10 protein-coding genes are annotated in these 11,204 nt (G+C 52.5%); all 10 read left to right on the forward strand.

The window, feature by feature from the left end:
• On the forward strand, positions 1-1,089 hold a 1,089-nt coding region (locus B3K89_RS09655; protein ID WP_345907337.1), incomplete at its 5' end, for an ABC transporter permease.
• 20 nt (positions 1,090-1,109) lie between these two features.
• Entirely contained in the window at positions 1,110-2,438 is a 1,329-nt protein-coding gene (locus tag B3K89_RS09660) for a sensor histidine kinase (protein WP_293894390.1), read from the forward strand.
• The gene (locus B3K89_RS09665; protein ID WP_293894392.1) at positions 2,435-3,790 is read left to right on the forward strand and encodes a sigma-54-dependent transcriptional regulator; all 1,356 of its coding nucleotides are present in this window, start codon (positions 2,435-2,437) and stop codon (positions 3,788-3,790) included. The genes B3K89_RS09660 and B3K89_RS09665 overlap by 4 nt, the downstream gene beginning before the upstream one ends.
• Positions 3,791-3,802: 12 nt before the next feature.
• Positions 3,803-5,548 (forward strand): M3 family oligoendopeptidase, encoded by a 1,746-nt coding sequence (locus tag B3K89_RS09670; RefSeq protein ID WP_293894394.1) that lies wholly within the window; start codon positions 3,803-3,805, stop codon positions 5,546-5,548.
• Positions 5,532-6,689 (forward strand): class I SAM-dependent RNA methyltransferase, encoded by a 1,158-nt coding sequence (locus B3K89_RS09675; protein WP_293894397.1) that lies wholly within the window; start codon positions 5,532-5,534, stop codon positions 6,687-6,689. The genes B3K89_RS09670 and B3K89_RS09675 overlap by 17 nt, the downstream gene beginning before the upstream one ends.
• Positions 6,686-8,593 (forward strand): NAD(+) synthase, encoded by a 1,908-nt coding sequence (locus tag B3K89_RS09680; RefSeq protein ID WP_293894400.1) that lies wholly within the window; start codon positions 6,686-6,688, stop codon positions 8,591-8,593. Before B3K89_RS09675 ends, B3K89_RS09680 begins: the two co-directional genes overlap by 4 nt.
• Positions 8,594-8,695: 102 nt before the next feature.
• Positions 8,696-9,316, forward strand: coding sequence for a hypothetical protein (locus B3K89_RS09685; protein WP_293894403.1), 621 nt, complete (start codon positions 8,696-8,698; stop codon positions 9,314-9,316).
• A gap of 54 nt (positions 9,317-9,370) precedes the next feature.
• On the forward strand, positions 9,371-10,009 hold the full coding sequence (locus B3K89_RS09690; RefSeq protein ID WP_293894405.1) for a hypothetical protein: 639 nt from the start codon (positions 9,371-9,373) through the stop codon (positions 10,007-10,009).
• Between the two features lie 98 nt (positions 10,010-10,107).
• On the forward strand, positions 10,108-10,434 hold the full coding sequence (locus B3K89_RS09695) for a hypothetical protein (RefSeq protein WP_293894408.1): 327 nt from the start codon (positions 10,108-10,110) through the stop codon (positions 10,432-10,434).
• Positions 10,431-11,204, forward strand: coding sequence for an MBL fold metallo-hydrolase (locus B3K89_RS09700; RefSeq protein ID WP_293894411.1), 774 nt, complete (start codon positions 10,431-10,433; stop codon positions 11,202-11,204). Before B3K89_RS09695 ends, B3K89_RS09700 begins: the two co-directional genes overlap by 4 nt.

The following is an 11,204-nucleotide window of genomic DNA, read 5'->3' on the forward strand; positions in this document are numbered from 1 at the left end:
GCCTCGGTGGTCGCCATCCTCACCATCGGCCAGAGTGCTTCGCAGAGCATTACCGAGAGCATCGCCGTCGGCGGCTTGGACATGATTACCATCTATCCCTCCTACGGACAACGTACTACAGGAACTTTCAACGAGGAGTTCTCCGATATGCTCATCCGCGATGTTGAAGGACTGCAGACCGTTCTGCCGCAAAACAACAGCAGTGCCCGTGTCCGGTACGGAAAGGAATCCATGAACGCATCGGTTGCCGGGGTGCTTTCCGACTACGGATCGGTATTGAATCTTGAATACGCCGAAGGTTCGTTTTTCAGCGATATGGACAACATCAACCGCCGACAGGTCGTAGTGCTGGGCTCGACGGTTGCAGAAACGTTGTTCCCTGACCAACAAGCCTTGGGTCAGTATGTGAGTCTGTTCCGCAACCAGGCAAAAAGTTATTTGGTCGTCGGGGTGCTTGAATCGAAGGACGCAACCTTCAACCTCTCCTACGACAACACTGTCTTTATTCCCTACAATACCTATGGTCAGAGATTTCTCAGAACCAGCGGAGTAGGAGCGTATGTGGTAAAAGTGCAGGAAGGGTATGACACCATTGAGGTTTCCGACAGGGTTACCGAATATTTGGACGGCATAGTCGGTACCGACGGATACAACCTTTTCAGCCCGGCTTCGCTTGCTGAAATGGCCGACCAGATTACGGGAACCTTCAGTGCCTTCCTTGCAGCCATAGCAGCGATCAGCCTGCTGGTCGGAGGCATCGGAATCATGAACATCATGCTTGTCTCCGTTGCAGAGCGCACGAAGGAAATCGGCATCCGCAAGGCTCTCGGGGCAAGTCCCAGTGTGATTCGCGGACAGTTCATCGTAGAGGCTCTCACCTTGACGATTCTCGGCGGCCTGCTTGGTGTTGCGTTGGGCTCGCTGCTCAGCTATGCGGTGACCAACCTGATGGATTGGTCGTTGCATTTATCCTACACCTCGTTCATACTTGCAATGGGCTTTTCCATGTTTGTCGGTGTCTTTTTCGGGTGGTATCCTGCGATGAAGGCCTCCCGGCTCGACCCGATCGACGCCCTCAATTATGAATAACATGGGTGGGAGATGTACGGTTGAAAGCTAAACGAACTCGATGGATGATTGTGGATGCAAAGGAACCTTTCATTGTCATAACCAGCCTTGCATTTGCTTTTGTCGTACTCATTGCACTCGTAATTTTTCTCACCACTGCACTTGTGGAACGAGAGCAGCTTCGCATGCAAAGCGAGGCTGAACGGGCTTTCAACTCGGTGTTTCTTGCTCTGCAGGATAGTACCTCCAAAGCACTGAAAACCATGCAGGACGAGAATATCTCCGGTATTGGCGTGTACAGTTCCATGGGTCGCAAGGTTCTCAGCCTCGGCAACGTGCCCATGACCATCCCCCTTGATAGGTTTTCCACTTCGCATGATTCCTTGAACAAGAGTAATCCCAATACAGGAATAGCCACCTACAACCGTGAGACGGGGATGATCGAGTACATCCGTTTCAGCCGGCTCACCATCCTCCTCGATACCGGGGAGCTCACCCTGACCGAGAGCGGACTGCTGCCCACACCCATCGATTTTCCCGATGTTCTCTACCTCCATTTTGATGGGCAGAGCTATCATCACCGCCTCGTGGTGATTACGGTGATCGGAATCATTTCCACGTTAACGCTCATCAGCTTGTTCCTGTTGGTACTCAGCATCTATCGCAACAACCGCCGGTACCGGGATGCCTTGACCAAGCAGGAGAGTCTGGTGAATCTCGGGCAGGCAGCCCGTACCTTGACGCATGAGATAAAGAATCCACTGAGCGCCATCACCATTCAGTTGGCTTTGCTGAAGAAGACGCTTCCCAAGCAGCATGCCGGGGATTTGCTCCTGATCGAGCAGGAAGTACAGCGGCTCACCCAGTTGACCAATAAAGTCAGTGACTTCTTGCGCAACCCGATAGGAACGCCTGTTTCTGTAGACTTGACTGAGCTGTTTACCTCCCTGATCAAATGCTTTGACAAGCCGATACGGTTTGTCAGCGAACAACGGGTTCAGATAGTGATTGACAGCGACCGGGCTCGTTCAATATTTGAGAATCTGCTCAAGAACGCTGTCGAGAGCTCCAACGATCACGATCCCCAGGTAGAGGTGCGCATCACTACTGATAAAAAAAATTTCGTACATGTTTTTGTCATGGACCGGGGGGATGGAATCCGTCTCGGTGATGCAAAGAAAATATTCGATCCCTTCTTTACCACAAAGATTCATGGTTCAGGCATAGGCCTATCCATCAGTCGGCAATTTGTAAAGGCCCGGGGCGGAAATATACGCTTGTACGCCCGCGAAGGAGGCGGTACCGTGGCAGAGGTCATCCTTCCACGGTCGCTCCATCCGGTGAAGCTGGTCGAAGAGGAAGTGAAATGAAGATACTGATAGTGGATGATGAACCAAATATTCGCGACTTGATGCATCGCTACCTGAGTCTGGACGGCATTGAAAGTGATTGTGCAGAAAATGGACTGTCCGCCCAGCGCATGCTTTCAGAAGTTGCCTATGATGCCTGCCTGGTTGATTTGAAAATGCCCGGCATGGACGGGCTTTCCTTGATCAGCTGGATCCGCAGTGAAGGCTTTCGCATGCCGATCATCATGGTCAGTGCGCACGGAGAGATCAGTGATGCGGTTTCAGCACTCAAGGAAGGAGCCCAGGACTATATCGTAAAGCCCTTCGACCCTGAAGAATTGGTGATTCGTCTCAAAAAATTGGTGGAAGCCCAGCATCTGCGCAACCTGGTGGAGAGCGAGACGAGGAACAACACCGATGAGGACAAACAGATTTTTGTCGGCGAGAGCTCCTCGATCAAGCGGATCAAGGAGGTAATCGGCAAGATTTCTGATACCAACTCCACCGTCCTGATCACCGGTGAAAGCGGCACCGGAAAAGAAGTGGTTGCCCGTGAGATCCATGCTTCCAGTCCTGTGAAGGATGGCCCCTTTGTGGCCATCAATATCGGCGGGGTGCCCGAGAACCTTCTGGAAAGCGAGCTTTTCGGGTATGAGAAAGGAGCGTTTACCGGTGCGGTTTCGCGCAAGACCGGTATGTTCGAATTGGCCAGCGGAGGCACACTTTTTCTCGATGAGATCGGCGATATGCCGCTCTCTCTGCAGGTAAAGATCCTGCGTGTGCTGCAGGACCGGAAAATCACCAGGCTTGGCGGAACCGCCGCCATGCCGATCAATGCCCGCATTATTGCCGCTACCAACAAGGATTTGGAACAGCGTGTCCGCGATGGTGTCTTCCGCGAGGACCTGTTTTACCGTCTCAACGTCGTGCGCATAGTCATTCCACCCCTGCGTGAGCGGCACGAAGACATCCCGTTGCTGGCGGCAGGAATCCTGAAGCGGCTCAATCGGCAGATGGGGCATAAAGTCACTGGTTTTTCCGCTGATGCCTTGGCCCTGCTGTGCAGCCATGAGTTTTACGGCAACGTCCGCGAGTTGGAGAACATTCTGGAAAGGGCTGTCATTTTCAGCAGCGGGGATGAGATCCAGAGTGACGACCTTGACCTGAGGGGTTCGGTCTCCCTGCACACCCAGTCCAAGGAGGAACCCAAGCTGTCCGATGCCGAGGCAAAAAGCCTCAAGGATGTGGAAATCGATGCCATCATTCGTGCACTGCACCGTTGGGAGGGAAACCGAACCCGTGCCGCCGAGGAGTTGGGCATCAGCCGCCGCACACTCATCAACAAAATTGCAGAGTACGATCTGCATCTGTAGAAGGAGCCATCAATGAATACGTTGCCTGCATGGGATCTCACTCCCATTTATCCTGGCTGTGACAGCAAGGAATTTTCAGAGGACCTTCACACGGTAGTAACGGAATCAAAGGCCTTGGAAGCAGATCTTGAGACTGGGTCATGTGATCTGAAACAGAGTATCGAGCGCTATGAGTTGGTTCTCGATTATCTGGAGAACCTCAACGCGTACAGTTCCGCCTGCCTGACCACCAATACATCCAATCCGCTTTTCCTGAAGGCGGTGAGTCAGGTGGAGGAGGCTTCCTTGGTAGTGCAGCATTTGGAGGTGCTGTTTCTCAACTACCTTGCCCAAAGGGGCGATGAGGTTGAAAAACGGACGAGCCAAGGCGGAGACCTCCAAGCGTACCGGTTCCCCTTGCAAGAGCTGCTTGAAGAGCAGAAGCACCAGATGGCCCCCGAATTGGAGGCCTTGGCCAGCGACCTCGCCCGGTCTGGAACCGATGCGTTCTCCCGGTTGCAGGAAGCCATGGGCTCAAGCATCCATACGCAGTGGGATGCAGAGACGGTGAAGACCGTGGTGCAGCTGCGCAGTGATGCCACCAATGCCGACCGCAATGTCCGCAAAGTCGCTTTTGAAAAGGAGCTTGCGCTGTGGAAGGCGTATGAGGTGCCGTTCGCTGCAGCATTGAACGGGGTGAAAGGGACGACGTTGACACTTGACAAGATGAGAGGGTTCGCTTCTCCTCTTGATCGTTCCTTGTTTGAGTCGCGTATCGACCGCTCGATTCTCGATGCCTTGATCGGTACCTTGGAAGAGAGCCTTCCTCTTTTCCGCAGGTACCTGAAGAAGAAAGCCCAACTGCTTGGACTTCCCGGTCTCAGCTTCTATGACCTATTTGCTCCAGTGGGAAAAGAGGCGAGTCATTTCACCTATGAAGAAGCCCATAGCTTCATCGTAAAGCAGTTCTCCACCTTCTCACAGGAGATGGGAGCCTTTGCCGATTATGCCTTCAAGGCTCGTTGGATCGACCCGGAAAGCAGGAAGGGGAAGGTAGGGGGAGCCTATGATACATCCTTCCCCTTGGCAAAACAGAGCAGGATACTATCGAATTTTGACTATACCTACAGCGGGGTTTCGACCTTGGCCCATGAACTTGGGCATGCGTGGCATGACTCGGTGGTCCTTCCCAAGAGCAATCTTCAGAGAACCTATCCCATGACGCTGGCTGAGACCGCTTCAATCTTCAGTGAGTTCCTTGTATTCCAAGGCTCGTTAGCCGAAAGCTCGGGCGAACAGAGATTGGCCTTGGTCGAGCAGTTTGTACAGGATGCCACGCAGGTCTGCATCGATATCCTCAGCCGTTTCTATTTTGAAACGGAGGTTTTTGCCAGAAGACCGGATGGAGAGCTGTCAGCGCTCGAGCTTTGCTCGATCATGGAAGAGGCCCAGAAGCGGACCTACGGCGATGGTTTGGTCGAGTACCATCCCTATATGTGGGCGGCGAAAGGCCACTACTACTCCTCGGATTTCTCCTTCTACAACTACCCGTATGCCTTCGGCCAGCTGTTTGCCTTGGGTTTGTACGAAAAGAGCAGGCATTCCGGTTCTTCCTTTCCGGCGCAGTACAAGACACTGCTCGCTGCAACGGGAAGCCTCAGTGCACGCGAGGTGGCTTCCTTGGTCGACATCGACCTGGCTGATAGGAGTTTTTGGGAGCAGGGGATGGCTGTTATTGCAACGTACATTGGGGAGCTGTGTGATGCGCCTCTTCATTGAGAAGCTGATAAGCGGAGGGGATGGACTTGCCATCGGAGAGGATGGAAAGAAGGTCTTTGTCGCCCGGACGCTGCCCGGTGAGGTGGTCGACGTCACCATCGATCAGATCAAGGGCGGCTACAACCTTGCCACCGTCGATGCACTGCTTGAGGCAAGCGGGCATCGCATTCAGCCTGCCTGTCCCTACTGGGACATCTGCGGTGGTTGTGACTTCCAGTATGCCGATGCAGCTTTTCAGGCTGTGTGCAAACAAGAAATTGTCCTTGACAACCTCAGCCGGTTGGGTGGTTTGGAACTAGGTTCTTTCCACCTTGAGCCGACAGTGACCGGGCCTGCCTGGAACTATCGAAACCGTGTACGATTCCATGTGGACTTGCCCAACAAGCAGGTTGGTTTTCTTCAGCGCAAATCATCAAGTCTTGTCCGCATCGATTCCTGTCCCATCCTCACCGAGGGGCTCAATGCTTTGCTTGCAGACCCGAAACCCCTGTTTGAAGCAGCAAGAAAGGCGATGTTCGCCAATAAAGCGAGGAAAGGAGGGTACTTGGAAGTTCCCGCCATTGCCTCGGATGCAGACGTCTCCCTTCTGGACAAGGAGATCAGCCTTCGTGTAGGAGGGAAACACTTTTTTGTCACCAGCGAAATCTTCTTCCAGTCAAACAAGTATCTGACCGCTTCTCTGGGTGAGTATGTGGCAAGCCAGGCAATAGGCAACACCGTCATGGACCTGTACAGCGGGGTGGGAACCTTCAGTGTGTTTCTTGCAAAAAAGGGAAGGCGTCTTATCGCGGTTGAACGGCAGGGACAATGTCTTCAGCTGGCAAAAAAACACCTTGATGCATGTGAGTTCTTTACCGATTCAGTGGAAGTGTGGGCCAAGCGGCAGTGCATCAAAGTCGATACGGTGGTTGTCGACCCACCCCGTACCGGGTTGGATGAGAGCGTACCATCCCTGATTGCTTCCTTCAAACCCGAGCGGGTTGTCTATGTGTCCTGCAACAGTGTCACTCTTGCACGAGACTTGCAACGGTTTGCCTGTGAGGGCTACACTACAACTGTGGTCAGGGTGTTCGACCTCTACCCCCAAACCTTCCACCATGAGGCGGTGGCAGTCCTTGACCGCAGGGAGAATCGAGAATGAAAGACGGGTTTATCAAGTGTGCTGTCGCCTCTGCCCACGTCAAGGTTGCCGATAGTCTGTTCAACACCCAGACGATACTGCTTCTCATGCGTCAAGCCGAACAAGAGCAGGTGCGCCTGCTTGTGCTTCCCGAACTGGTCACCAGCGCCTATACCTGTGCCGATTTGTTCCTGCAACAGACGTTGCAGACAGGCTGCCTCGAGGCAGTAGCGGCAATTGTTGAAGCAAGCAAGGAGTGTGAGCTGCTGTTGGTTTTCGGCTCCGCCTTGGTCGTTGAGGGAAATCTCTACAACTGTGCCGTGGTTGTCCACAAGGGCTCTATTCTTGGAGTTGTTCCCAAGCAACATCTGCCCAACTATCAGGAATTTTATGAGAAGCGGTGGTTTTGCACCCCCGAGGACGGAAATCGTGAGATAACGCTCCTGGGACAAACCACATGGTTTGGAACACGCCTGCTCTTCCAAAACAGTGAAGTTCCCGAATTTGTCATGGCCTGCGAGGTCTGTGAGGACTTGTGGGTCCCCGATTCCCCCAGCATCGGATATGCATTGGCGGGGGCCACCGTTATTACCAACTGCTCTGCCAGCGACGAGCTGGTCGGCAAACAGGAGTACCGGCGCAGCCTGGTGGCCAGCCAAAGCGCCAAACTCGTATGTGCATACTTGTACAGTGATGCAGGACAAGGCGAATCCTCAACCGATTTGGTCTTCACCCCCCACAACCTCATCTACGAGAACGGCGTACAACTGGGCGAGCAGTATGGAGTCACCGATGCCCTGCTCATTACTGAAATCGATGTACAGAAACTTGCACTCGAGCGCATCAGGATGCAAACCTTCAAATCGGATAGGAGTGCCTATCAGGCAATTTCCTTCTCTTGGAAGGTTGCAGCCTGTACGCTTACCCGGTTTATCGACAAGGCTCCTTTTGTTCCTTCCGATGAGACTAACCGCAGCGAACGATGTGAGAAGATCCTGATGCTCCAAGCCCTTGGACTGAAGCAACGTCTTGCCCACACCCAAACAAAATCGGTGGTGGTGGGGCTCTCCGGCGGGCTGGACTCAACGTTGGTTCTGTTGGTCTGTGTACGGGCTTTCGATATGCTGGGTTTGGGCCGAAGCGGCATCGTTGCGGTAACCATGCCGGGCTTTGGTACCACCAAACGCACCAAAGGCAATGCCGTACAGCTTGCCAAGGCCTTGGGTGTTGAACTGAGGACCATCTCGATTGCAAAAGCCGTCGCTCAGCATTTCAAGGATATCGATCACGATCCTGAGGTGTTGGACGTCACCTACGAAAACAGCCAGGCACGTGAACGGACCCAGGTGTTGATGGATTTGGCCAACAAGCTGAATGCTTTGGTGGTGGGAACAGGCGACCTGTCCGAGCTTGCCTTGGGATGGGCGACCTACAACGGAGACCACATGTCGATGTATGGGGTCAATGCTTCGGTCCCCAAAACCTTGGTTCGCCACCTCGTCAAGCATGTCGCCGCCCAGAGCGAACCGGCCCTCGGGAAGGTCCTGCTCGATATTGTTGCAACACCGGTCAGCCCTGAACTGCTTCCGGCGAACAGCGATGGAACAATCAAGCAGGTGACGGAGGACATTGTCGGGCCCTACGAGCTGCACGATTTCTTCCTCTATTATGCCATCAGGTGGGGCTTCAGCCCTGCCAAGGTCCATCGTTTGGCAGTACTCGCGTTTGCCGGCGAGTATGAGCAGTCCTTCATCCTTGCTTGGCTCAAGACGTTCTACCGCCGTTTCTTCAGCCAACAGTTCAAACGATCCTGCCTGCCCGACGGCCCGAAGATCGGCTCGCTTGCACTCTCTCCACGCGGGGATTGGCGGATGAGCAGCGATGCTGCTTGCACGATCTGGATGCGGGAACTCGAGACTTTGTGAAGTTATAGCAAAATAGTACAAGAATTCAACAAAAAATTTCTCATTCTTTTGTAGTAATCGGTATTCGAGTGCTGTTATAGAGATGAGGAGTAATTACACCCCATGCGAAACAAGTCTCTGGCCGTGTTGGTCATCCTGTGTTTGTTGCTGCCTGTCTCCGTTGGAGCGAGGAGCTTGTTGAACGTAAGTCTTGGCTTCGGAGCTGCCTACTCGCCTGATGAAGAAACCGAATTCTCATTAGGCATGGAAGATCCGAACAATTGGTTGTTTGGTGGAGAGGTCAGTGCCAGGCTCGCTTTCCTTCAGGCCCAGGCAATGATTTTCCCGATTCAGTGCAACGAAGAAGAAACAGGAATCTTGATGATCGGCATGGGGTCGCTGAATTTGCCCATACTTGGTCCTTTGCTCTCTCTCGAATTAGGTGCAGGAGTAGGGGTGACCTATGTACCTACAAACAGTACAGTTTCTAAATCCTATTATGCACTTGCCCAAGGTGCAAAGGCGGATGCCGAGGATGTAACCTTCGGGGAAGCGGTTTGGAAAAGCCCTGTATACCTGCAGGCTGGACTTGGGACAGAAGTTGGTCCAATCACCGTGAAACTGAGATATTTGCTGGAAAGCAAGGAGACCGTTGGGTCAATAGTTGCTTCTGATGCATGGTGGGGCGCTTTTGCTATTGAAAAGGGGACTCTTTCCCTTGCGTTGGCTCTAAAAATGTTCTAGATTATGGAACATAATCGCTTATATGACAGGAAAACTGGCAAAAAGGGGTACGATATGAAGAGAAGATTCTTGGTCACATTGCTTGTCGTGTGTGTCTTGTTGCCTGCAGCTCTCAGTGCTGCAATCGTTGATTTGAGCCTTGGTGCTACAGCGCAGTACAAGCCGATTTTGGGTGATATTAAGGATTCTGCAGATGCCGACGATTTCACTGGTTTCTCAAAATTTGAGAACTATGCACTTGGTGCAGACGTCCGTGTCAAGCTGTTGATTGCTGAAGTTGACTTGGTTGGTATGTTCTCCCAGAGTACGAAAAGTGGAGTCGACTATACCAAGATCGAGTTGTTGACAACTGCCGGTATTTCCATGGATTTGTTGGGATTCGCCCGCCTTGGCTTCGGACTCGGTCCGAACTGGATTATTGAAATGAACAATGACACCGGTGATTTTGTCATGTTTGAAAAAAATAATCCTAATGTACCTGTACCTCTTGAGAATTTTGGTGATACATTTATCAACTCTCCTGTCGCCTATCGTGCAACAGTTGACTTCAACCTTGGCGGTTTGATGCTTGGTTTGAACTATACATTGGAAACTGATTACACTTTCAAGAATGCCCAGGAAGTGAACAAGCTTTTCGAAGCTGACATGGATGATGGCAAGTTCGGTGTTTCCCTGCTTTTCTCTCTTTTCTAGTAGCTATTCGATCATTTCCTCAGGCCCGGAGAAATCCGGGCCTGAGTTGCTTTTCTGCGACGTCCAAGTATGGTACATTTGCCTAGAGGAGTTCAGCCATGGCCAAGAAAGGTTTTTTTCATGCATTCCTGTCATCCATCATTGTTGCAATTCTTTCATTCTTCATCATGTACTTCTTTATTCCGAGCATGAGCATGCAGTTTCTCGGGGTGAGTTTCGCTTTACGAGAGGGTTCGGTGAACTCTCAGGTCCAGACTGCCTTGGAAGCATTGAGGGTGAATCCTGAGTTCTCCCAGGAGTCCTTCGAGCGCCTTCAGTCGCTGCTCTCCAGTCCTGAGGTACAGCAGAAGCTCAAGGATGCGGCAAAGCAAGGACAACAAGCACTTGAGGATGCAGTGAAGAACTTGTCGGATATGGCGAAATGAGTCAATTGGATGTCACATTTCTCGGTACCGGCACCAGTCACGGCATTCCCGTCATTGGCTGTTCCTGCCCTGTCTGCACCTCCTCCGATCCCCGGGACACCCGCTACCGTGCAAGTATTCTTCTTCAGCAGGCGGGAAGCACCATCCTGGTCGATACTTCTCCGGAGTTCAGGCTGCAGGCTCTCAGATCCGCCTTGCATCATCTCGATGCTGTGCTCTACACACATGACCATGCCGATCACTTCAACGGCATCGATGACTTGCGGGTGTTTTGCAAAGACCGCAGTCTGCCTGTATACTGCAAGGAGGATGTGGCGCAGGCGATCCAAAGCCGTTTCAGCTATGTCCTCAACGGCGATGATATCGCCGGGGGAATTCCTCATCTGGATTTGCGGATTCTCAAACCGTATGAAGCGGTTCAAATCGGCGGTTGCAAGGTCCTGCCCATACCCATCCTTCATGGGAAACGGGAGATATTTGCCTTTCGCATCGGCTCGTTTGCCTATGCGACCGACTGCAGTGAAGTACCCGAGCAGAGTATTGAGTACTTTGAGGGGCTCGATACCTTGGTGGTGGGTGCGTTGCGTTATTGGCCTCATCCCACCCACTACAGTGTTTTTGAAGCGGTGGCATTTGCCCGGAAAGTTGGTGCAAAACGGGTGTTCCTTACCCATTTGAGCCATGGACTGAGCCATACCGGGCTGTCCGCTGAGTTGCCTGAGGGGTTTCAGGTGGCCTATGATATGCTGCATATAGCAGTAGGGAGTTGA

This window comes from Sphaerochaeta sp. UBA5849 (assembly GCA_002432715.1).
In the GTDB taxonomy this organism is placed as follows: domain Bacteria; phylum Spirochaetota; class Spirochaetia; order Sphaerochaetales; family Sphaerochaetaceae; genus Sphaerochaeta.